Source organism: Phenylobacterium sp. (genome assembly GCF_965284355.1).
Lineage (GTDB): Bacteria > Pseudomonadota > Alphaproteobacteria > Caulobacterales > Caulobacteraceae > Phenylobacterium.
The window spans coordinates 943,017-966,252 of the sequence record NZ_OZ260078.1; the positions used below are offsets into that span (position 1 = coordinate 943,017).

Genomic DNA, 23,236 nt, shown 5'->3' on the forward strand with positions numbered 1-23,236 from the left:
GTTTGCCTCATGCGTCCGGTTCTGATCGCCCTCGGCCTCGCAGTTCTTGCCACGCCGGCCCTGGCGCTGACCGTCACCACGGCGCCCAACGTGAACCAGCAGCAGCACCTGCGCCCCTCGCCGGCCGCGCAAGGCGTCGACATCCGCGACTCCTACCTCGGCGGCGGGGGCGGCCCGGCCGGCCTCAGCTACAGCCAGGGCTCACGTTCCAACACCGATGCGCCGCGCTTCTACTACAACAGCTACGACGCCTTCGGCCGCTTCAACGGCGTGGTCTCGGCGGACGACCGCTATGACACCCCGCTGAACCGGCGCTTCTCGCCGTCGGAACGCGACCTGAACCGGCTCGCCCCGCGGCGCTGACAAGGTCACCGACGGCGGCCCCTCGGATGCGCGCCGCCCGGCTGGGTCGCCTCTGCGCTTCCTTCTGGAGAGCCGCCGTTCTGGGCCTCGTCCTGACGGCAAGCCCGTTGGGGCCGGCCGTCGCCAGCGACAAAAGAACCGAAGCGCTGCAGGCCGAGATCAAGGCGGCGCGCTATGAAGCTGCGCGCGCCGACAGCGACTCGCCGGAACAGGTTCGCGCCCTGGAGAAGCTCCTGGAGCTGGAGATCCGGCTGCATGGGAGCGAGTCTCCCGAGATCATCCCAACGATCCGACATCTCGCTTCGACGGTTGCGCTCGATGACCCCCAGCGCAGTCAGAAACAGATCCCGTTCCTGCTTCGGATCCTGAAGATCCAGACGGCCGCCGGACCGGCGCTGGCGGCCGCCGCCGACGCCACGCGCGCGGACCTCGTCCTGTACCACGACGTCTCGGGCCAGTTCGCCGCGTCGATCCCCCACCTGCGCGCCCGGGTCGACTACCTCGCCCGCACGAATGACGATCGCCTGCCCGAGGTCGCGCTCGACCTGTCCGAGCATCTGCTCAAGGCGGGCGACGGAGCCGGAGCCCGCGCGGCGCTCGTAGCCCTGCCCCGTGACTGCCTGGACGACTGGGCGCCCGCGTGCGCCCGGGCCAGCGACCATCTGTTCGACCTCAGCCTGGAGGCGGACGATGTCGAGACCCTCGACCGTCTCGGCGCCGGGCTCGTCCGGCGGCTCCGGGGCGGCGCCTGTGAGCCTAGGCTGCTGCGCAATCTGTCGATCTACTTCGGCTACAAGGGCGACGATGACGCTGGTCACGACCTGTATGCCGGCCTGCTCTCCAACCCTGCCTGCGGGCCTGACGAGCGCGACGAGATCGTTCAGTGGCTGGAGCTGGGCTACAGCGACTACGCCGCGGTCGAGCCCCTGCGCCGCAAGGCCCTGGAGGCGGCGGAGGGCGGCGAGGCGCGCGCCGATGCGGCTCGGGCCCTGGGCATCAACCTCTGGTCCCAGAGGCGGCCCGAGGAGGCCTCGCCCTATCTGCAGGCGGCGCTCGACCATCATCTGGAATCGCGGGGCGCCGAGCCCACGACCTTGGGCTACACTGCCGTGTGGCTCTCCAGGACCTATGAAGAGACCGGCAAGGCCGGGCGCGCGCTCGAGGTGATCATCGCGGCGTCGGCGCATCCGTCCGTGGCCAAGGCGGCCGCCGCCGAGCCGCTGTCGGACGTCCTGTCCACGTCGCGGGCGAGGCTGCTGGCCGCCTCCGGTCGACAGGCCGAGGCGCTGGAGGTGCTGCGCAAGCGGCGATTGGCGCTGCAGGACCACGCCTGGGTCTACAATCTGCCGGACGCCGTGCGCGAGCTTGGCGACGTGATGGCGCTGGCCGGAGATCCGGCCCGTGGCCGCGACGTCATGGCCGGGCTCGCGAAGCGTTTCGGCCGGGATCCGAATGTCCCTCGCCCCGAACGCCAGGCCATCCGCCTCATGGCGGCCGAGTCGGCCTCGAAGGATCCCGCCACGCGGCCTGCGGCGCTGGCCGAAGTCCGGGCCATCCTCACCGACATCGAGGCGTTGAAGCAGGGCCTTGCCGGCGCCGCAGATGCGACGGGCGCCAGCGCGCGCGAAGCCCTTTCGGGCGACCTGATCCGCTCCGACCACGGACGGACGGCGGCCCTCGGTCTGTTGCTGACGGTGGGCTATGCGGAACGCGAGCGGACCCGAGGGCTCGAGGCCGAGACCTTTCTCGCAGCGCAGGACGTGGATGTATCCGCCGCGGCCCGCGCCCTGGCTCAGTCGGCGGCCCGGATGGCGGCCGGATCCGGCAAACTCGGAGAGGCCGCCCGCCTCCAGCAATCGCTGTCGCGAGAGCTCCAGACGGTCAGCGCCGAACTGACAGACGCGCTGACCGGGGATGACCCCGCCGAGATCGCGCGTCTCGAGGAAGAGATGCGACGCGTCGCCGCCCGTCTGGCCGCCGCGGACGAGCAACTCCGCAAGCGTTTCCCGCAGTACGCGGAGCTGGCGTCGCCCAAGCCGCTGTCGCTGCGCGAGGTCCAGGCTCGGCTGCGGCCCGGCGAAGGACTGCTTCTGACCGTCGACCTGTGGAACGACGTCCACGTCTTCGCGGTGTCGAAGACGAAGATCGCGTGGAGCCGACTTGAGGGCGGCTCGGACGCCGTCGCCGAACGCGTCGCACGCCTGCGCTGCCAGGTCGACGAGACCACATGCGGCAAGGCGCTGTCGGGTCGGCGTCGGGGCGACCTGGCGCAGATGGCGACGGCGGCCGACGACTCCATCCCCGAGTTCGACCTGAACGCCGCCCACACGCTCTACCGCGACCTGATCGCCCCCGTGGAGCCGGCGCTGGAGGGCGTGACGGAGCTCTTCATCACGGCAGGCGGTGCGCTCAGCGCGCTTCCGTTCGGCCTGCTCGCGACCGAAGCGCCGAGCGGCGACGCGCAGACCGGATCGGCGGCGAGACTGGCGTCGACGGCGTGGCTGGCCGATCGCTATGCGTTGACAACGCTTCCGTCCGTTTCGAGCCTGCGCGCGTTCAACGTGGTCCGCGACGCCCAGACGCGCGGCGAGACTCTTCGCGGTTTTGGCGACCCGGTGCTGACGGGCGAAGGCTTCGTTCTCGCCCCGGCGGACATCCATCGGGGCGACACAGGGCGCCAGGCGCTGGCCAACCCAGAGATGCTGCGAAAAGGCCTCGCCCCCCTGCCCCACACCCGCAGCGAACTGCTGGCGATCGCCCGCAGCCTCGGCGCCCAGGCCTCCAGCCTGCGGCTGGGCGACGACGCGACCGAGGCGGCGATCAAGTCGGACGCCACCCTGGCCTCGGCGCGGATCGTCGTGCTCGCGACGCACGGCCTGATCCCCACATCGATCAACAGGCTGGACGAGCCCGGGCTCGTCTTCACGCCGCCGTCCACGGCTTCGTCGCTCGACGACGGCTATCTCTCCGCTTCGGAGGCGGCGGCCCTGAAGCTCTCGGCGGACTGGCTGATCCTTTCGGCCTGCAACACGGCCGCGCCTGACGGAAAGCCGGAGGCCGAGAGCCTGTCGGGCCTCGCCCGGGCTTTCCTCTATGCGGGGGCCAAAGCGCTGCTGGCCAGCCACTGGAGCGTGCTGGACGACGCGACCGAGGCCCTGATGATCGAGACCTTGGCCGCGCAGCGCGCCGACCCGACCCTCAACGGCGCGCAGGCGCTGCAGCGGGCGATGGCGTCTGTCCGCACCGGCCGCCGGCCCGACGGCGCCCCGATCCTGGGCTGGCAGCCCTACTGGGCCCACCCGGCGGCCTGGGCGCCGTTTGTCCTGATCGGCGCCGGGGAGTAGCGGGCGCGGCCTCTCGGGCCTACCGCTGCTCCCACCAGTACGGCGCACGCTTGCGCTCGCCGGTGACGACCTCGTCCATGGTCAGCGGGTCGTAGAGCCGGCCGCCCAGCATCACGCGGTGGACCTTCTCGCTGTTGCGGATGTCGGCGGTGGGGTCGGCGTCCAGCACCACCAGGTCGGCCAGCTTGCCGGCCTCCAGCGAGCCGATGTCCTTGGCCATCCCCAGCGACCGCGCCGGCGCGATCGTGCCCGCCTGCAGGGCCTCTATCGGCGTCATGCCGCCGCGCACGAACGACCATAGCTCCCAGTGGGGCCCGAGGCCCGACTGCTGGCCGTGGGCGCCGATCGAGACGGGCACGCCGCGCTTGGCCAGCTTGTGCGCCTCGCGCGCGCTGTCGTCGTCGACGTAGTCGCTCTCCGGGGCGATCTCGCGGCGCACGTTTTCGGCGGCCAGCCGGCTGGGCGGGATGTGGCGCCTGAGGATCGGCTGCTCGAACACGTCGGTGTGCGCGCGCCAGTAGGGATCGGCCGCTAGCCCGCCGAACGTAACGACCAGGGTGGGCGTGTAGTAGGTCTTGCTCTGCGAGAAGAAGCTGAGGACGTCCTCGTAGAAGGTCGACAGCGGGACGTTGTGCTCGACGGTGGAGTTGCCATCGGCGATGTGGGTCATGTCCAGGCCGAACAGCGCCCCGCCCTCGGCCACCACCTGCATCCCCTCGCGCCGCGCCGCCTCGGTCAGTTGCTGGCGCTGTTCGCGGCGGGGCTGGTTGTAGTTCTTGATGCTGTGGGCGCCCTGGGCCTTCAGCCGGCGAACGTGGGCCAGGGCGTCGTCCAGGCTGTCGATCTGAGCGTAGTTGCCGGCCTGCTTGGCGCCATAGACGATCGTGCCGGTCGAGAACGTGCGCGGGCCCAGGATCAGACCGGCCCGCTGCATCTCGGACGCCGCGAAGATCTCGGTCGAGGGGTACGACGGGTTGTGCGCCGTCGTGTTGCCCATGGCCAGGTTCAGGATCATCGACCAGTTCTGCTGGGGCACCAGCTCGTCCACGCCGTGCGGGCCGTGGGCGTGGGCGTCGATCAGGCCCGGGATGATGGTCTTGCCGGCCAGGTCCACGACCTTGGCGTCCGCGGGTATGGAGACGGCGCCGGCCTTGCCCACGGCCACGATCCGATCATCGCGGATCACGATGACGCCGTTGTCGATCACGCCGCCGTCCGCGGCCGCCATCGTGACGAGCCGCGCACCGGTCAGCGCCACCGTCCCCTTTGGCCGGTCTGCCGGCGCGTCCATCGATAACGATACGCCCGTCTTCGGCGGCTGGAACTTCGCGGTCCCCTCGCCCGGAGGCGCCGAGGGGAACAGGTCCTTGGCGGCCGCCGTGTAGACCACCGGGCCCAGGCTCCAGTGCAGCTGGGCCCCGCCGCCCGACCAGTTGACGTAGTCGGCCCCGCCCACCGAGGCGCGGGTCACCGGCAGGGGCCCGCCCTTCAGATCGACCGCCACCTCTTGGGTCCCGGGCATCAGCGGCATGACGCTGACCTCGTAGTTCTGGCGGAAGGCGAACAGCGCGCCGTCCGGCGACACGAAGTAGTCGCTCACCAGTTCGCCGGCGGCATGGACCCGCCTGGCTTCGCCGTTCAGGTCGGTGGAGACCAGCTGCAGCTTGCCGCGCTCGCGTCCGACCATGAACACGCGGTCGCTCGAGCCGCCGAACTGCGGCGACGAGAGGTCCTTCGAGATCCGGACGGCCGCGCCGCCGGCGGCCGACACACGGTAGACCCCGGGATTGTCGGACCATTCGCCCGACGTCAGGCCGCCGCCGTCGCCCTTCTCGAACACGATCGTCTTGCCGTCGGGCGAGAACACCGGCCGGGCATAGTGGCCGGGCTGCGTCGTCACCGTGCGCGCCGCGCCGCCGCCCGCCGGGATCACTTGGACCTGGCCCAGGCCCTTGTCGGTCCAGCTGACGAAGGCGATCTGCTTGCTGTCGCGCGACCAGGCCGGGAACAACTCCATGCCCTCGGTCGCCTTGGTGAGGCGCCTGGGCTCTCCCCCACCCATCGGCTTCACATAGAGCCGGCCGAGGGTCTCGAAGACCACGATCTTGCCGTCGGGCGAGACCGCCGCGAAGCGCGGGATCTTCGTCTGAATGCGGTCGGGCGCGACGGTGATCTGCGGGTGCGGGCCATCGATGACGCCGCGGGTGTCGTTGACGCGGAACGGGATCACCGCGCCGTTCGCGCCGTCGGCGTCCACGCGCCGGATCTTGCCGCCGGCCCAGAAGACGATGGACTTGCCGTCGGGCGTCCAGGCCATGTTGGGATAGAGGCCGCTGACCGCCCACACCTCCTGAACGTCCTGGTCCAGGGCGTCGTAGACCTTGCGCTCCACGCCCGAGGTCAGGTCCTTCACATACAGCTTGGACTTGGTCCGCTCGCGCCGGACGAAGGCGACCTTCTTGCCGTCGGGCGACGGCGCCGGCCGCACCGACCCGCCCGCGCCCGAGACGGCGGTGGAGATCTCACCCGTCTCCAGGTCGTAGCGCTCGATGTTGAACAGGTCGGTGTTGGAGTCCTGGGCGTACTCGAAGATCGGGCCCGGCGTGATGTTGCGGGTGTAGAAGATGGACTTGCCGTCCCGCGCATAGACAGGCTCGCCCAGCTCCTTCTGGTGCTGCTCGTTCGGCCGCTTCACCAGGACGACGCCCGCCCCGCCCGACACGTGATAGAGCCACACCTCGCCGGTCCCCAGCGAGCGGCCGGTGGTGAAGTGCTTCTTCGCGGCGATGAACCGGCCGTCCGGGCTCCAGGTGGGCTGGTTCAGGAGCCGGAAGTCTTCCTTGGTCACCTGGCGCTTGTCGGACCCATCGACGTTCATGATCCAGATGTTGTCGCCGCCGCCCCGGTCCGAGGTAAACGCAATGCGCTTGCCGTCAGGCGAGAAACGCGGCTGCACCTCCCAGGCCAGGCCTTCGGCGATGCGCCTGGGCGTACCCCCCGCAATGGGCATCACATAGATGTCGCCCAGCAGGTTGAACGCGATCGACGCGCCGTCGGGGCTGACGTCGAGGTCCATCCAGGACCCCTCGTCCACGTTGATCGGGACCTGACGGACGACGGCGCCCGGCGGCGCGTTCACATCCCATTTGGCCGGCTTTTCAGGCGGCGTCTGGGCGTGGGCCTGCGACAGGCCGAACACAGCGGCGAACACGCCCGCGAGCTTGGACTTCATGACACCCTGCCTCTCAAGTCGGGGCCAAGGCCCGTGCAAGCGTTCTAGGCAGGCTCGCCGCGCGCCACAACGGCTCCGCCGGTGCGCGTCGGCGCTTGGTGGATAATTGGCGGACGGCTAAGCATGCCCTCCGTCCCGTTCGCCTGAGGCCTGAAAGCGTTGCCGAGCGTCAGCATTCTGATTCCCGCTTTTCGGCCCACTTACCTGCGCCAGGCGATCGCAAGCGCCCTGACCCAGGGCATCGAAGACTTCGAGATCATCGTCAGCGACGACAGCGCCGGACCCGACATTCGGCCCATCGTGGAACAGTTCCGCGACCCCCGCATCCGCTACGTCGCCACGCCCGGGCGCCTGGGGGACACCGGGAACTGCGCGTTTCTCTGGAACGAGGCCCGCTACGACCTGCTGGCGTATCTGCTGGACGACGACCTGCTGATGCCGCACGGCCTGGCCGAGATGCTGGTCCAGGCGCAGGCGCGTCCAGACGCCTCGTTCTACTTCGGCCACCGCTACATCATCGACGCGGGCGGGCGCGTCCTCTCCGAGCCCCAGTTCCTGGCGAGTGACGTCGTGGCGCTCGACCAGGCGCGAATGGCGGCCACCCTCGTCGGCGGCGTCCGCAATCCTGTCGGCGAGTTCTCGAACATCCTGATCAACCGCGCCGCCGGCGTCACCGCCGACGACTTCGTGCGCTACATGGGGATCGACATGCAGGTCTGTGGCGATGTGGCGTTCTATCTGAACGCCACGCGCGTCGGCCCCGCCATCGGCATCAAGCGCCCGGTCGCCGCGTTCCGCCGACACGGACAGCAACAGTCGTCACCCAGTTACAATCCCATGTTCGCGCTGGGGATCTGCGAGTGGGAGCTGTTCATCCGGGGAGAATATGACGCCGGGCGGCTCCCGCAGCCGCTGGCCCTGGCGGCCATCGACAAGCTCGACGCTGCGTACGCCAATTGGGGCCGCGACCACCCTTCGATCGGGATGATGACGCCCGGGCTGAAGGCGTTGCGGGGGCGCGTCGCGGGGGGTGAGACCGGCGTTCTTGACGAGGCGTTCCGGGTCCAGTGGCAGACGCTCGTCGACACGGTCCGAGCCCAAAAAGCGGCTTCGCTCGCTGGCTCATGAGGCGGCTCGCCGGAGGGCGCGCGTCGGAGTGCGCGCGTGGGAGGGAAATTGCAGCTCGCCCGGTTCACCTGTCGGGCGCCTGTGATAGATGGGCCGCGTCGGCGCGTCGCCGCCGCCCTGTGAGGCCAGCCTATGGGTCAAGATCTCAGCCGTGACGCCAACATAGACTTCAGTGCGACGCGGCTCGACTTCGAGGCTTTTCGTCAGCTTGCGCGCAATCCCAACCTCGACCTGAACGAGCGCATCGGATACCCGGCCGACTACCGTCAGGGTCGGGAAGACGCGGTCTTCCGAGATATTCTGACAAAGCTGCCGGTGCTGACCGAGTCGGAGGGCCGTACCGTCGTCGATATCGGCGCAGGCTGCGCCAACCTTCCCCGCATGCTGATCGACCTCTGCGTCCAGCGCCGCCACAGGCTGGTTCAGGTCGACAGCCCGGAGATGCTGAGCCAGTTGCCGGATGTGGAGAGCGTCACATTCAAATGTGACGGAGCCTTTCCGGCCAACTTCGCGACCGTCGCGCCGCTGACGCCGGACGGAGCCGACGCCGTGCTCGCGTACGGCGTCCTGTCCGTCGTCTATCTCGACGGCAATCCCTTCGAGTTCATGGACGGGATCTGCGCCCTGCTCGCGCCGCGCGGTCGAGCCCTGGTGGGCGAATTGCCCAATATGTCCAAGCGTCGGCGTTTCTTCGCCAGCGAGACGGGAAAGGCTTTCCACCGCGCCTTCACGGGCCAGGACGAAGATCCCGTGGTGACCTTCAACGCCCCCGCAGCCGGCATCGACGACGCCGTTCTCGCCGGCCTCGTGCAGCGCGCTCAAGCGGCCGGCTTCGACGCCTATGTCGTACCCCAGCACCCGGACCTGCCCATGGCGAACCGGCGCGACGACCTGTTGATCCAGAGGCCCTGAACGTGATTGCCAGCGAAATGCCCGAGCGCATCATCTTCGTCGGAGGCCCGCCGCGATCCGGGACGACCGTGACCCACGCGCTGATCTGCACGTCCGACCGGGTCAGCGACTACAACCCCGAGATCAGCTTCTTCCGCGGCCTGCCGATGGCCTACCGGAACGGACGCGCCGCCTGGGCCGGACACACCAGCGGGTTCTTCAAGGACCCGGAGGAATTCCGCCAGCTGATGCGGCAGACCTGCGACCTGTCGATCGCGCACCTTTGGAACGCGCTGGGCCGCAAGCCCATCCTGGCGGTCAAGGATCCGCACCTGACGCCGCTCTTCCGCGACCTTCACATGCTCTATCCCGAAGAGGCCCGGTTCGTGGTGGTGGCCCGCCATCCCCACGACGTCGTCCGCTCGCGCCAGGAAGTGCACGAGAAGGCCGCAACGGGCCGGCCGTTCAGCCTGGCGGACGTACAGGCCGTCGCTCGCGAGTATGTCAGCTATTACAACGCGATCCTGTCGTACGACTTCAAGGGCCACGCCCTGGTGTTCCGCTACGAGGATCTGAACCAACCCGAGGTCCAGGCCCGGATCGCGGCATGCGTCGGCGTCGAGGGGTTCGACACGTCCAAGCTCTGGCGGTCGTCGACGCCCGAAGCGGCCGACGACGCGTGGGGTTCTCCCAAGTACTACAAGGGCCTTGACCTGGAACCGCGCCTCTCACCCCTGGCGCCGGAGTTCGCGCAGGCGGCGACCACGATCTGTGCGCCGATGCTCCCGAGGCTCGGATACGCCTAGGCTGCGACGTGGCCGACATCTCGCCAAGCCACATGAGGCCGGCGCCTTCCGCGTCGCAATCAACAGGGAACGGCCGCGGATTTCGAGCGAGCGATAGCGGCGCGTCACATCCATGGTCTAGGGCTGGGGCCGCAAGTCCCGATTGATCGACGAAAGACCGACCGATGACGCTTCCCGCCCTTCGCGGCCTGGCCGCCGCCGCGACGCTCGCCTTCGCCGCCCTGCCTGCGGCCCAGGCCCTGGCGCAGAATGCGAAGCCGAAGCTGATCGTCGCCATCAGTATCGACCAGTACAGCGCCAACCTCTTCGACGAGTGGCGCGGCGTCTACAAGGGCGGTCTGGCGCGTATGGCCGGCGGCGTCGCCTATCGCAGCGGCTACCAGACCCATTCGGGCACCGAGACGTGTCCCGGACACTCCACCCTCCTGACGGGCAAGCATCCGAACAAGACCGGGATCGTCGCCAACGCCTATCTCGACCCGACGACCCGGCGGCCCGTGTACTGCGTTTCGGACTCCAGCGTCGCCCTGGCCCATGACGCCAAGGCCAGCCCCGTGGGCCCGGCGCGCCTTGAGGCGTCCACCCTGGGCGACTGGCTGAAGGCGGTCTCCCCCCAGAGTCGCGTCGTGGCGGTTTCCGGCAAGGACCGCGCCGCCATCACCATGGCCGGCCACAAGGCCGACGGCGTCTTCTGGCTGTTCAGCGGCTATGGCTTCACGACCTACGTCCCACCGGGCGGCGACGCGGCCCAGGCGCTGGCCCCGGTCGCGGCGACCAACCGGCGGCTCGCGCCACGCTGGACCCAGGCGCCGACGTGGACCTACCAGACCCCCGCCTGCCGGGCCGCCGCCACGACGGTGGAGATCGGCGGGAAGACCTGGGAGTCCAAGCTGCCGCCCGACGGCTACGCCGCCTCGATCCCGGCGGCCCTGATCAACTCGCCGGCCGGCGATGAGATCACCGGCGAGGCGGCCCGCGACCTCATCAAGCACTACCGCCTCGGTCAGGGTCCCGCGACCGACCTGCTGGCCGTCAGCTTCTCGGCCACCGACTGGGTCGGCCACCGGTATGGCACGCGCGGGCCTGAGATGTGCGAGCAGATGCATCGCCTGGATGCGACGCTTGCCAAGCTGTTCGTCGACCTCGACGCGCTCAAGATCCCGTATCTGGTCGTCCTCAGCGCCGACCATGGTGGCTCCGACATTCCGGAGCGCCTGCGAACTCAGGGCTATCCCACCGCCGGTCGCGTTTCGGCGTCCGCGGTGATGGGCCGCGTCAACACCGCCCTGATGGCTGAGTTCAACCTTCAAAAGCCGCCCCTGGCCGGATCGCCTGAGGAAGCCATGCTGCTCGAGGTCGCCGGCGTCGAGCGGGACAAGCTGATGGCTGCGGCCGTCCGCACTCTGGCCGCCCAGCCCGAACTTGCCGCCGTCTTCACCCGCGATGAACTGCTGGGCACCCCCATCCGCAAGGGCGCGTCGCCCGAGGAGGTGAGCCTGAAGGAGCGGTTCGCCATGAGCACGCATCCGACCCGCTCGCCCGACATCCTGGGCGCCCTGCAGCCGCTGACCAGCCTGGGCACGGGCGTGAACGGCGACTCCCGGGCCGGTCACGGCTCACCCTGGAACTACGACCGCCGCGTGCCGATGCTGTTCTGGTGGAAGGGCGCCAAGGCCGAGGACCGCTTCATTCCCGTCGAGACGGTGGACATCGCCCCGACCCTCGCCGCCGCCATCGGCGTCACGCCCCCCAACGACATCGACGGCCGATGCCTGACCCTGCCGGCCGGGAGCGGCGTCGTCTGCCCGAAGGCGCCTTAGCGCCCAGGCGTCAGCGCTTGCGGGCCACCCAGTCGCAGATGAGGTCGGCCATGTCGTCGCGCACCTTTCGGCTGTCCTCGAAGTAGTGCGCGCCGGTGATCATGTGCAGCTCCTTGTCGGCCGTCCCCAGGCTGTCAAAGATCTTCCGCGCGTCCGACGGGAAGACGCCGGTGTCGGCCAGCCCCTGCACCACCATCGACGGCAGCCGGAACTTGGCGAGCTGGTCGGCGCCTTTGCACTTCGACGTCTCGAGGCTCCACATGGAAAGCCAGGTCTTCAGGGTGTTGGCCCGTCCGATGGAGGGGGTTTTGTTCGCCACCGCCGGATGGCCGCGGTAGCACATGGGCGTCTGCCGCTCTGACGGGTCGATCGTCCCGTCCATCATCCGCAGGTCGCCCCAGCACCGGAACAGCGGGAACAGCCGGTCCGGGACGCCCGCGGCGTTCAGCCGGGCGAGCTCGGCCTTGGTCCAGTCGGTGATCCGCTGGTTGCGCGCCCGCTGGGCCGCCCGGTAGCGGGTGATGAACTCCGGGGAATACGGGGGGCCGTTGTCGGGGTTGAACGGGTTGAGGCTCTCGTCGGTCAGCGTCGGGTCGTTCTCGTCGACCACCGAGGCGTCCATCCAGTCGGTCAGAACGTCGGGCCGGCCCTGGTGGGCGTTGAGCGACACGTAGAGGTCGGCCTGCGGCAGGGTGTTCAGCGCCTCGAGGCCCGCGCCCCTCACCAGGTCGCCCAGCGTGGGCGCGATGGCCTCGGCCTGGTAGGCGCCCATCAGCGACCCGCCGCCCGAGTTGCCCAGGATCACCACCGTCTCGACACCCGCCTGCTCCTTCAGCCAGCGCACGCCGACCCCGATGTCGATCACCGCATGCTCCAGTAGGAACAGGTCCTCGGCGCCCCGGTATCGGGTGTTCCAGCCCAGGAAGCCGTAGCCGCGCGCGGCCAGGTAGGGGGCGATGTAGTGCTCGGAGAAGTCGACGTTGTAGTGCGTGGCGATGAACGCCGTCTTTGGCCGCTGCCCTTTCGGCGTCGTGTAGACGCCCTGGCAGGGATGGCCGCCGGCCATGATCCGCGGCGAGGTCGGCGACACGAGGCCCAGGAACTGGCGGTCCAGCATCGCCAGCAGATCGGTGTCATCGATCACGCGGTCTCTCCCTGTCGCTGGCGACGCATCCGACGCGTCGCAAGCTAACCACTGTTCCCGACCCCGGTCAGTCCGGATCGGTCGGCGCCGGCGGAATTCTCCGCGAGCCAGTCCCGCAAGAGCCGGTTGGTCTCGTCCGGCGCTTCGAGGGTCGGCAGGTGCCCGCAGGCCGGGATCTCGACAAATCGCGCGTGCGGAATGCCGGCCAGGATCTCGTCCTGATGGGTCTGCGTGGTGATGCCGTCCTGGGCGCCGCGGATCACCAGCGTCGGGACCTTGATCGCCGCCAGCGACGGCCGGCTGTCGATCCGGCTCATGATGGCGCGCTGCTGGACCAGGAACCGCTCGGCGCCGGTGTCGGACGCCATCTGTCTGACCCGCGCGAGCAGCGGCCCCTCCCCCCGGCGATCGGGCGGCAGCAGGATCGGCACGCGCTCCTCCACAACCTGGTCGAACCGCCCCGCCTCGACCAGTCGGAGGTAGCCCTGGCGCCGCTCGGTCTGGGCCGGACCGTCGTTGGGCGCGAGCGTGGCGATCAGCACCAGGCTGAGCACGCGCTGCGGCGCCTGACGCATGACTTCGAAGGCGGTGAAGCCGCCCATGGCGTGGGCGATCAGATGGAACTGATCGGGCGCCCCGGCCAGGAGGCGCGCGGCCATCCCGGCGATGGTGTCGTCCCGACCGTGATCGGCGAAGATGACGTCGTAGTCCTGCGCCAGGGCTTCGACCTGCGGGGCCCAGACATCGTCCGTCAGCAGTTGTCCGGACGCGAAGACGACCGTCGCACGCGCCATCACACCACCTGGTTCACGAGGGCCTCGCCAGCCATCAGCCGGCGGCAGTTGTCGAAGGCCACCACGAGGCTGCGGTCCAGCGTCTCGGGCGTGAGCCACGCCTGGTGGGGCGCGACGACCACATTGGGCAGGGTCAGCAGCGGATTGTCCGGCTCCACCGGCTCTGAGGCGAACACGTCCAACCCCGCGCCCCGCAGATGACCCGACCGCAGCGCCTCGACCAGCGCCGCCTCGTCCACGAGGCCGCCGCGCGCCGTGTTCACGAGGATCGCTCCGGGCTTCATCGCCGCCAGCGCCGCGCGGCCGATCAGGCCCTCGGTCTCCACGGTCAGCGGGACGTGCAGCGAGACGATGTCGGACGCGGCGAGGAGGTCCTCCAGCGTCACGAACCGACCGGGCAGATGCGGCTTCGGGCTGCGGGCCGTGTAGACGACCTGCGCGCCCAGGGCCTCCAGCGCCACACCCAGCCGCGACGGCGACGCGCCATATCCGACAAAGCCCACCGTGCGGCCCGCAATCTCGCCCGCGCCGTCGATCAGGTCGGTGTCCGGCGACCAGCCCTGGCCGCGCCGGGTCAGGGGATCGAGGTACGAGAGCCGGCGCAGCACCGACAGCATCAGGGCCAGCGTCATCTCGGCCACGGCCTGACTGTTGGTCCCGGGCATGTTGGCGACAGCGACACCGGCCGCCTTGCACGCTTCGAGATCGATGGTGTTCACGCCCACGCCCAGCTTCTGCACCAGACGAAGGCGCGGCGCGCCCGCGATCATCGCCGCGGTCACCGGCTTCAGCACGTGCAGCAGCACCTCGGCGTCGGCGATCTCGCGCGCAAACCCGGCGTCGTCGGTCTCGTCGACCACCACGGCCTCGACACAGGCAACGGCGGCCTGGTCCGCCAGCATGGCGCGAAAGCCCGCGCTGGCCCGGTAGTGCAGAACCGATTTCATGTGCGGACTACCTCTGGGGAAAGGCGCCTAGCCTTGGCCCGGCAAGCGCCGACGCGAGTCTCCGGAGCATGATCCCGCCGCCTCGCCCGCTTGCCGCCGGTCGTTGTCTTGCCGAGAGGGACTGTTCGCTTGCGAAGCATTCTGCTCCTATCGCACAAGATTTTGGCCCAATGACAAACCAGCTTTGTCGGGACCGTCTCCCCGGCCGGCCGGCATCGAGAAGGAGGACGTCATGAACAGGAATCGGGAATTCGAGATCCGGGGCGTGAACCACATCGCCCTCGTCTGCAAGGACATGGCGCGCACGGTCGAGTTCTACCGCGACGTCCTGGGCATGCCGCTGACCAAGACCATCGACCTGCCCAACAACATGGGACAGCACTTCTTCTTCGATATCGGCAACGGCGACTCGCTGGCCTTCTTCTGGTTCCCCAACGCCCGCGACGGGGTTCCCGGAGTGTCGGCGCCCAGCAGCCTGCCCGGTCAGGGCGGGCTCGCCTCCGCCCACGGCTCGATGAACCACTTGGCTTTCGACGTGCCCGCCGAGAAGTTCGACGAGTACTGCGAGCGCCTGCGGTCCAAGGGCATCGCAGTTTCGCCGGTGTCCAACCACGACAATTCACCCAGCCAGATCTCGCCCACCGTCACCGACGACGTCTTCGTGCGCTCAATCTACTTCTTCGACCCGGACGGCGCCCTGCTGGAGTTCGCCGCCTGGACGAAGCCCATGGGCCCGAAGGACGTCGCGCACGAAGCGGCGCGGGCCGACGGGTCGCGGAGTGTCAATCTGGTCCTGAACCCGGACGGCTCTCCGCGCGAGCCCGGCCGCAAGGTCGCCGAGCCCGCCGAATAGCCGTTCCGTCCGGCGCCTGCCCTGGAGCATTCCATGACCGACGAGGCCGTCCGCGCGCTGGCCAAGCGCTTTTTCGACTGTGTCGAGGCCGGCGACGTGGACGGCCTCGTCGCCTGCTACGCGCCCGACGCCCACATCTGGCACAACACCGACCGCGCGGAGCAGACCCCGGCCGAGAACCGGGCCACGCTGAACCTCATGGTGGCGCGGATCCTCGACCGGGAATACGCCGATCGGCGGCTCCAGGTGTTCCCCGGCGGGTTCGTGCAGCAGCACGTACTCAAGGGAACCCGCGCCCATGACGGCGTCCGGGTCGAACTGCCGGCCTGCATCGTCTGCCAGGTCGCGGACGGCAAGGTCACCCGCCTGGACGAGTACTTCGACAGCGCCCAGGTCGCCGCATTCCGAAAATCCGCCTGATCCGCACAGCCCAGGAAAACCCCATGCCCGTCCTTCGTCAGGTCCCCCGCGACCAGGTCACCTCAGAAGTCGTGACCGCCTACTATGATCGTCTGTTCGGCCCTGACCGCGATCCGGTCGCCAATCCGGGCACCGCCACCGGCACGCCGGGCGACTGGTGGACCGTGTTCGCGCTCGCCCCCGACATCTTCAAGCACGCCGTCGACGGGTTCGCGGTCTATCGCCACCCGGCCCGCAAGATCGACCCCGTGCTGCGCGAACTGGGACAGACCCGCGCCGGATGGGTGAAGGGCAGCCAGTTCGTCTTCTCCCAGCACTGCAAGTCGCTGCGCGCCCTGAACGTGCCCGACGAGAAGATCAACGCGATCGCCCACTGGACCGTCTCGGACGTCTTCAACGACCAGGAACGCGCCGTGCTGGCCTACGCCGACTGCCTGACGGCCGCCGACGGCCGCACGCCCATTGAGGTCTTCGACAAGCTGAAGACCTTCTGGAGCGATGAGCAGATCTTCGAGTTCACCTACATTACCACCCTCTACGCCATGCACGCGGTGATCACGCGCGCGCTGCGCATGGAGTACGACAACCGCGACGAGCCGATCGTCGAGGTGGCCGCGCCTGAGGGCTTCAACGCCCAGGACTTCCTCAGCACGCCGCAGCGCAAGACCTGACGGCGCCAAGCCAGGGACTGGTGCGGGCGGTCGGACTCGAACCGACACTCCATACGGATGCGGATTTTAAGTCCGCTGCGTCTACCAGTTCCGCCACGCCCGCGTGCGCTTCGGGTACGACGTTTGCCGCGGCGGCGTCCACCCGTTCGTCATCTCCGAGCGTGGCCTTGCCGGTCGAACTGGCCCATCATGCGGCGCTTCAGGGAAAGAGGAGGATGACCATGCCCAGACTGACCATCGCTTTATCGGCCCTCGCCCTGATTGTGGCGGCGCCCCAGGCGGCGTCGGCGGCCGGGCTGGGTTCGCTGTATTCGTGCGACGCCGAGGGCAGCGCCAATACCACGGGCGCGGTCGTGGGCGGACTGGTCGGCGCGCTGGCCGGCAGCCAGATCAGCAAGAAGAACGAGGCCCTGGGCGCCGTGATCGGCGCGGGCATCGGCTCGGCGATCGGCAACAGCATCGGCTGCCGCATGGACCGCAAGAGCCGCGTGGACGCCCAGACCGCGTTCGAGACCGCGCTGAACACCGGCCGGCCCCAGACCTGGTCCGACCCGACGACCGGCGCCCGCGGGCGCATCGAGGTGGTCGGCGACGCGGGCGGGTCCAGCTACGGCGGCGGCCAGACCTACACCAGCCGCTGGCGCTACGCCCAAGGCGTCTCGCCCGCCACCCGCGTCAGCAACGCCGGTGGGACCTATGTGGCCACCGGACGGATCAACATGCGCGCCGCGCCCAACACCTCGGCCCCGATCGTCGACCGGCTGCAGGACGGCGAGGAAATCCAGATCGGCGGCTCGGCCGCGGGCGGTTGGCTGGCCGTGATCGAGGGCGGCCTGGTCCAGGGCTACGTCTCGCGCGGCGTCGTTCGCCCGGCCGGCGGCGGCGGCGGCGATTGCCGCGCCGTGCGTCAGACCATCACCGAGCGTGGCCAGGGCAGCTACACTGAACGCTACACCGCCTGCCGGGACTCAGGCGGCGGCTGGCGCGTCGAAGCGGCCTAACGGTCCGCCACGGCGGCGGCGACCCGACGGGTCATCGCCGGCAGCGGCCGTTCGCCATCGCCGACCAGGGTGAAGGGCGCCCAGAAGTAGGGGTGCGCGTTGTTCGGGTCGGCCTGCAGGGCCGCCTGCGACCGCTGCAGCCCCTCGGCCATGGTCGGCGCGCCCGAGGCGAACAGCCCGGTCATCAGTTTGACCGACGCCTCGGAGTCCACCGACCAGTGGCTGACCACCAGCGCGCGTGAGCCGGCATAGACCATCGCGCGGGTCAGACCGCCCAGCGCCTCGCCGCCGCCAGTCAGGCCCGTGCGGTCCACGCCCGCGCCCCGGCCGCCTGTGTCGCAGGCCGCCAGCACCACGAGGTCGGCGTCGATCTTGAGGTTCAGGATCTCGCTGGTGTCGAGCAGCGCGTCGGAGTCGCCGACGCCCAGCGAGGTGACCAGCGCCGGTTCGGGCACGCAGGCGTCGGGCTGGGGCAGCAGGCCGTGGGTCGCGAAGTAGAGCACCTGGTAGTTCGCCAGGTCGTCCCGCGAACGCACCGCATCGTCGCTGAACTGGGCGCCGGTCACGACCGAGCCGGGCGTGCCCAGGCTCTGACCCACTTGCCGCACCTCGGCCGCCGTTTCGGGCAAAGCCTCGATGCGCAGGAGCGCGTTGCGCGTCTCGCCGCACACCCGCTCCAGCACCGCGCTGCGCCGCAGGATCGAGCGGGTCACCGAGGTGAAGGCCCGTTCGTCGCCGCGCGGCAGGGCCGGGTCTCCGAAGCCCAGGTAGGGCTGCTTGGCCGCCGACGGCGCAAACGCCCGCGACTGCAGGAAGCTGGCGCCCGAGACCACAAGCGACGAGCGCACGCTCTTGCCCAGCCAGGCCGTCTTCACATAGTCGGGATCGCCCTTGGCGTCGGCCTTCACGGGCGTCGTGTCGGTCACGAAGAGCGCCACCGGCAGAGAGACCAGCGGCCCGTCCGCCGCGTAGATAAGATGGCGGGCGCCCAGAACCTCGGCCTTCACCGGACCGAACAGCTTGTCGAACAGCGCCGCCGAACTGGCCACGTCGAACGGGATCAGCGACTCCGTCGGCTCCAGCGGCTGGCGCAGGCGGGTCACCGCCGCCTGGACCGCGCTGCGTCCCATCGGCACGGCATAGGGCTTCACGGTCTTGGCCGTCAGCAGCACGCCATAGGTCTTGCCGTTCAGCGGCAGCAGCCTGAGGTAGGCCTCGTCCGCCTTCAGCGCCTTCTGAATGTCGGCCGCCGAAGCGCCCGGCGCGACCAGCTGGTTGTAGCGGGGATTGGCCGCCAGCATCTGCGCTTCCAGCCCGTCGGCCTCGGCCTGGGCGGCCTTCAGCGCGGCGTCCATCTGCTCGCGCACGGCGTCGGTGTAGCTGTTCTCGGCTTGCAGCGCGGCGATCTGGCTCTCGGTAGCCCGCACGCGGCGGCGCGCGTCCTCGAACGCCCGCGACAGCCCGGCGATCTGGCCGTCTCCCGCCGCCACCCGCGCGGCCAGGCGGTTGACGGTTTCGGCCGTCGCGCTGGAGACCACCGTCTCGGCGGCGTCGAAATAGAGGGCCCCGTACTCGGCGGCCTTGGCCGGATCCTCGCCCATACGCTTCAGCAGCAGGTCGAAATAGGGCTGCGCCGCGTCGGCCGAGGCGCCCAAGCCCCCGCGCTGGGTGCGGAAGATCTGCATGGCGCGGCCGAAAGTGGCCAGCGCGTCCGCATCACGCCCCGCCGCCACCTCGGCGCGGCCCAGGTCGAGCAGCAGCGCGCCCTCGCCCGAGCTGCCCGCGTGACGGGTGCGCAGGACGCTGATCGCACGGCCGTAGCCGGTCACGGCCTGCCCGGCCCGGCCTTCCCGCAGGTCCAGGCCCGCGAGATCGGCCTCGACGCGCGATTGCAGCCAGGCGGTCAGCCGGCCCAGCGCCACGCTGCGGGCCAGGATGTCGCGCGCCTGGCCCAGCGAGGCTCGCGCCTGGGCGGTGTCGCCCAACGCCGCCTGCGACGTGCCGATGACTTGCCAGGCCTGGGCGTCCTGAATGACCAGCTGTTCGGCGACCGTCACCCGGGGCGGCTCGATCTGGCTCTGCGCCACCGAGGGCGTGTTGAGCTTGCGCGCCGTGCCGGTGTCGATGACCACCGCCCCGACCGCCCGAGCCGCGCTGCTCCCGCTGGCGGCGGCCGCGACCGGCGAGGCGGCCCGCAATTGCAGGGCGCTGCGGGCCGCCGTGATCGCCTCGGCGAACCGGCCGCGATTGCGCAGGTGCAGCGCGCGGTAGTTCAGGCTGCGGGCCCGCGTCAGGGCGTCGTCGGGCGCGATGAGGCCCTCCGCTTCGGCGAAGTACGCCTCGGCCTCGTCGAACCGGCCGTTGTTCGAGATGTTCATGGCCAGGTTCAGCAACGCGTCCGCCCGCTGCGCCGGCGGGGCGTTGCGCGCCTCGCCCTCGTTCACCAGGGCCCGGAAGACGGTCTCGGCCTCGTCGAACCGCCATTCGTTGTTCTGTACGTAACCCCGCGCACGCAGGCGCTCCGGGTCCGCCGCCGCCGCAGCGTCCGCCGCCGCGAGGCCGCCCAGGTTGGGGAAGTCGGCCGCGATCTCGGCCTGGGCCGCCGAGGTCCGCACCTCGGTCGAGGCCGGCGCCTTGGCCAGTCCCAACGCCACCTTCAGGCCCGTCTCGATCACGTCCGACAGCGGCGCGAGCCCTTCGGCCACCGTGACGCTGCCGCCCTTTTCGGCCACGAACACCACATACGGCGCGCCCTGCGCACCGCCCATCCGGCAGGTGGCGAGCGTCGCCGGCAGGCCGCCGGGCGCGGTCTCAGGCGCCGAACATTCCGCGCGCGTCCGCAGCGCCGCCGTCCAGGCCGCCTTTTGGCCTGCCGGCAGCTGGTAGATGCGACCCAGCGCCGACGAGTAGCCGCGGCAACGCAACCGCCAGGCCTTGGCGTCAGCCCCCTGCCCCAGAGCGTCCTGATAGTCGCGGACGGCCTCGCAGACGGCCCCGCTGGCGCCGCTCTGGCCCAGGGGGAACAACTCGGGAAGCGGAGCCGCCGCAGCGGCTCCCGCGGTCAACATGCCGGTCAGGCCGGAGAGGAGCGCCACGCGCATGATCATCGCCTTCATTGGGGGTCTTTCCGCCAGATCTCTTCGTTGCCCGCGCCCGTGGTCACGGTTTCAGCCTCGCGCTCGTCGTCGTCGATCGGCGGCGGCGGGGTCAGCACCGGCGGGTCGATGGCCGCCCGAGGCGCGGCCGGCCGGAACTGCTGGACGCGGAACTGGCTGGACGGCGTCGAGATCGCGCACCCGATGCCCAGCAGGCACCCGTTGATGCGGATCTGCCCCTGGCTGGTGTCGCCCTCCAGACGCGCGATGCGGCTGGAGAACGCCCCCGCCGCCCCGATCGCCAGCACGCCGTCGCCGGAGTCGAACGCGCCGAACAGGTCGGCCACCTGGGCCTTGCCGATGGTCAGGATCGGAGCATTGGCCTGGACGCCCGCGCCGGTCAGATATAGCCCGCCTTCGAAGCCGAAGACGCCGGTGTTCTGCTGCACGATCCGGTCGTTGGCGGTGAGCGTCACATTGCCCGCCACGAGAAACAGCTTGCCGATCTCGTCGCCCTGCGCCGCCACGCCCACCGGCAGGCCGCGGCCGATGTCGATCTGGGCGGGAGGAAGGTCGTCCACGAGGTCCAGGAACCGCTGCGACCCCATCAGGATGTCATTGGTCGCGTGCAGGGCGACGCTCTCGAACGCCCTCACGTTCGTGAACCCCGCCAAGGGATCACCCTGAGCCGTCCCGAGCCCGCCAAGGATCGAGATCCTGCGCGGCGTCCAGAGGGAGTCGGCGGTCGGATCGCCGATCCTGAGAGAACCGTTCGGGCCGACGACCTCGATCCGGCCGCGGACAAGGACCTCCTGCCCGTTGCGGGCGTAGATGTTCAGACGGGGAACCCGCGTCGGGTCGAGCGTGAGGTCGTCCACGAAGAAGGTCCCGTATGTCGGGACCGGCACATTGACCGTGGGGGCCTGCAGCCCCGCGTAGAGGTTGAGCGAGTTCGTGACCCGGATGCGCTGGAACTCGGCGTTGTTCAGGCCCAGCACGTCCGAGCCGCCCAGGAGGAAGTGGCCGGACACCCCTTCGATGGTCAGGTTGGTCGCGGTGAAGCTGTTGAGCAGATCCATGGACACCACCCGCAGCGTCGCGTCGCCGCTGATCGCGACGTTGCCGATGCGGGCCGACACTGCGTTGAGCGACAGGGTCGGGCTGGTGATCGTTGCGATGTCGGCAGGCCCGGCGGTCCCGATCGATGTGGAGGTGCGACCGATCAGCGAATTCGCGGTGACGCCCCCGGCAGATCGCAGGTCGAGGTCTACGCCGTTGACGCTGTTCAGCGTGATCAACTGATTGGAACTGACACGCGTGTATCCGTTGGTGTTCAGCGTGCCGATGTTGATGTTGCCGTCGCTGAACACCTGCGACTGGTTGCCTGCGGTGATCGACCCGATATTGGCCCGCTGGGCGTTGAACACGAAGAAGTCCCGCCCGACGTTGGCGGAAGCGATGGTCAGCACGTTCAGCGACACGGTCCGTCCGGTCTGGGCGGCGCCTCGCTGGATGTTGATGTCGGTGTTGGACGTCATCGGGCCGATGTTCACGGTCCCGGCTGTGTCGATGAAGGTGTTGCGCGCCAGGATGCCCCGGTCACCTGAACTGGTGCCGCCGGGGATGTTGATATCGTGGGCGGCGATCAGCAGGCCCTGGCCGGCGCGGATGCGGCTGGCGGAGAGGTTGCCGAGGCTGCCCGAGCCCGTCAGGTAGACGTTCACGTTGCCGCCGGCATTGATCTCGCCGAGGCTGACCGAGGCCGTGGTGACGCCGGCCACCTGCGACGCCTCGGCGTTCACCTGCCCAAGCACGATGTTGCGGCCCGTCGAGATCGTGACCTGGCCATAGTTGTTCTGCGACGACTGCCCGACCAGGAGGCCCGGCGCATTGATCAGCTGGCTGGTCAACGCGGCCCGGCTCATCGCGATGAGGTAGACGTTGGCCCCTGTCGTCTGGCCGGCCAGATTGAGCGCCTGGGTCTGCGCCGTGCCCGCCGCGGCGTTCGGCACCAGGAATGTGAAGAAGGCCAGATCGTTGTTGCCGATTGGGACGAACTGGATCTCGTAGCTATCGACGCCGCCATAGGCAGCCGTACCCAGGTCCCCGGCGTTGATCACCGCGCCCGCACCCGCGGTTACACGGGGCGCGACGAAGGCCAGGTGGCCCACGGCGATGAACCTGGCGCCGCCTTCGATCGTGACAGGCCCGCCGTTCCCGGCCCCGGAGAAGGGGATGTTGACGTTGCCTGGGGTCAGGAAGGCGGTCGTGTTCACCGCGGCGCTGGTGGCCAGCAGGCCGCCGACATCCGCCCGCGTGCTGGGCCCGAACGCGACGCCCTGGGGCGAGTAGAACCAGACATTGCCGCCGGTCGGCCCCGGCCCGACGTTGGCCGAGTGGATCGCCTGAACCGTCCCGTCGATGTTGATCGGCCCCCCGGTCACGCGGTTGAGCACGATCCAGTTGCGCTGGTCGAAGTAGAACCGGACGCTCTCGTGGTCGAACAGGTCGAAGCTGGACCAGTCGATGATCGTGCGCTGAGCGTTCAGGTTGACGGTGACGAGGTCGTCGCCGTTCGAGACGATGTTCGGCTGCGCGCCCCCGGCGCTTATCTGGGGGATGCCGCCATTGTGCACCGGCAGGGCCAAGGCGGCGGTGGCCGCCAGCAGCGTGGCCGCGGCGCCGGCAAGGAGGCTGTGGCGCAAGTTCATGGCGACACGCGCATGA

The 23,236-nt window shown here is 69.8% G+C and carries 16 protein-coding genes and 1 tRNA gene; 10 read left to right on the plus strand and 7 right to left on the minus strand.

The window, feature by feature from the left end; all coding sequences use genetic code 11:
- Positions 1–9 precede the first annotated feature (9 nt).
- Together ACQ66R_RS04630 and ACQ66R_RS04635 are read left to right on the plus strand one after the other, a co-directional pair.
- Entirely contained in the window at positions 10–363 is a 354-nt protein-coding gene (locus tag ACQ66R_RS04630; RefSeq protein WP_430419652.1) for a hypothetical protein, read from the plus strand.
- Between the two features lie 26 nt (positions 364–389).
- The gene (locus tag ACQ66R_RS04635) at positions 390–3,707 is read left to right on the plus strand and encodes a CHAT domain-containing protein (protein ID WP_430419654.1); all 3,318 of its coding nucleotides are present in this window, start codon (positions 390–392) and stop codon (positions 3,705–3,707) included.
- Positions 3,708–3,726: 19 nt separating this feature from the next.
- Here ACQ66R_RS04635 and ACQ66R_RS04640 read toward each other — a convergent pair whose 3' ends face one another.
- On the minus strand, positions 3,727–6,939 hold the full coding sequence (locus ACQ66R_RS04640; RefSeq protein ID WP_430419656.1) for an amidohydrolase family protein: 3,213 nt from the start codon (positions 6,937–6,939) through the stop codon (positions 3,727–3,729).
- Between the two features lie 159 nt (positions 6,940–7,098).
- On the opposite strand from ACQ66R_RS04640, the gene ACQ66R_RS04645 reads away from it, so the two are divergent.
- From ACQ66R_RS04645 to ACQ66R_RS04660, 4 genes are all read left to right on the plus strand, one after another.
- Positions 7,099–8,067 (plus strand): glycosyltransferase family 2 protein, encoded by a 969-nt coding sequence (locus ACQ66R_RS04645; protein ID WP_430419658.1) that lies wholly within the window; start codon positions 7,099–7,101, stop codon positions 8,065–8,067.
- Between the two features lie 132 nt (positions 8,068–8,199).
- Complete coding sequence (locus ACQ66R_RS04650; protein WP_430419660.1) at positions 8,200–8,979, plus strand: hypothetical protein; 780 nt, start codon at positions 8,200–8,202, stop codon at positions 8,977–8,979.
- A 2-nt stretch (positions 8,980–8,981) separates the two neighbouring features.
- The gene (locus ACQ66R_RS04655) at positions 8,982–9,764 is read left to right on the plus strand and encodes a sulfotransferase (protein WP_430419662.1); all 783 of its coding nucleotides are present in this window, start codon (positions 8,982–8,984) and stop codon (positions 9,762–9,764) included.
- A 164-nt stretch (positions 9,765–9,928) separates the two neighbouring features.
- Positions 9,929–11,584 (plus strand): alkaline phosphatase family protein, encoded by a 1,656-nt coding sequence (locus ACQ66R_RS04660; protein ID WP_430419664.1) that lies wholly within the window; start codon positions 9,929–9,931, stop codon positions 11,582–11,584.
- A 10-nt stretch (positions 11,585–11,594) separates the two neighbouring features.
- On the opposite strand, the gene ACQ66R_RS04665 is transcribed toward ACQ66R_RS04660, so the two are convergent.
- The 3 genes from ACQ66R_RS04665 to ACQ66R_RS04675 are packed head-to-tail and all read right to left on the minus strand — an operon-like array spanning position 11,595 to position 14,469.
- On the minus strand, positions 11,595–12,728 hold the full coding sequence (locus ACQ66R_RS04665) for a hypothetical protein (protein WP_430419666.1): 1,134 nt from the start codon (positions 12,726–12,728) through the stop codon (positions 11,595–11,597).
- Positions 12,729–12,772: 44 nt separating this feature from the next.
- On the minus strand, positions 12,773–13,522 hold the full coding sequence (locus tag ACQ66R_RS04670) for an alpha/beta fold hydrolase (protein WP_430419668.1): 750 nt from the start codon (positions 13,520–13,522) through the stop codon (positions 12,773–12,775).
- On the minus strand, positions 13,522–14,469 hold the full coding sequence (locus ACQ66R_RS04675) for a 2-hydroxyacid dehydrogenase (protein ID WP_430419670.1): 948 nt from the start codon (positions 14,467–14,469) through the stop codon (positions 13,522–13,524). The genes ACQ66R_RS04670 and ACQ66R_RS04675 overlap by 1 nt, the downstream gene beginning before the upstream one ends.
- Positions 14,470–14,701: 232 nt before the next feature.
- Here ACQ66R_RS04675 and ACQ66R_RS04680 point away from each other — a divergent pair, with 232 nt between their 5' ends.
- From ACQ66R_RS04680 to ACQ66R_RS04690, 3 genes are read left to right on the plus strand one after another with little or no spacing between them, the layout of a single operon-like run.
- Complete coding sequence (locus tag ACQ66R_RS04680; protein WP_430419672.1) at positions 14,702–15,322, plus strand: VOC family protein; 621 nt, start codon at positions 14,702–14,704, stop codon at positions 15,320–15,322.
- A 33-nt stretch (positions 15,323–15,355) separates the two neighbouring features.
- Entirely contained in the window at positions 15,356–15,742 is a 387-nt protein-coding gene (locus ACQ66R_RS04685) for a nuclear transport factor 2 family protein (protein ID WP_430419674.1), read from the plus strand.
- A 23-nt stretch (positions 15,743–15,765) separates the two neighbouring features.
- Positions 15,766–16,413, plus strand: coding sequence for a carboxymuconolactone decarboxylase family protein (locus tag ACQ66R_RS04690; RefSeq protein ID WP_430419676.1), 648 nt, complete (start codon positions 15,766–15,768; stop codon positions 16,411–16,413).
- 18 nt (positions 16,414–16,431) lie between these two features.
- On the opposite strand, the gene ACQ66R_RS04695 is transcribed toward ACQ66R_RS04690, so the two are convergent.
- Positions 16,432–16,516, minus strand: a tRNA-Leu gene (locus ACQ66R_RS04695).
- Between the two features lie 118 nt (positions 16,517–16,634).
- On the opposite strand from ACQ66R_RS04695, the gene ACQ66R_RS04700 reads away from it, so the two are divergent.
- The gene (locus ACQ66R_RS04700; protein ID WP_430419678.1) at positions 16,635–17,414 is read left to right on the plus strand and encodes a glycine zipper domain-containing protein; all 780 of its coding nucleotides are present in this window, start codon (positions 16,635–16,637) and stop codon (positions 17,412–17,414) included.
- Here the strand turns inward: ACQ66R_RS04700 and ACQ66R_RS04705 are convergent.
- Positions 17,411–20,530 carry a CHAT domain-containing protein gene (locus tag ACQ66R_RS04705; protein WP_430419680.1) on the minus strand — a complete coding sequence of 1,040 codons (3,120 nt, stop codon included), beginning with the start codon at positions 20,528–20,530 and terminating at the stop codon, positions 17,411–17,413. The two genes, ACQ66R_RS04700 and ACQ66R_RS04705, sit on opposite strands and share 4 nt — an antisense overlap.
- A complete protein-coding gene (locus ACQ66R_RS04710; RefSeq protein WP_430419681.1) occupies positions 20,527–23,220 on the minus strand; it encodes a beta strand repeat-containing protein in 2,694 nt (897 codons plus the stop codon). Before ACQ66R_RS04710 ends, ACQ66R_RS04705 begins: the two co-directional genes overlap by 4 nt.
- Positions 23,221–23,236 lie beyond the last annotated feature (16 nt).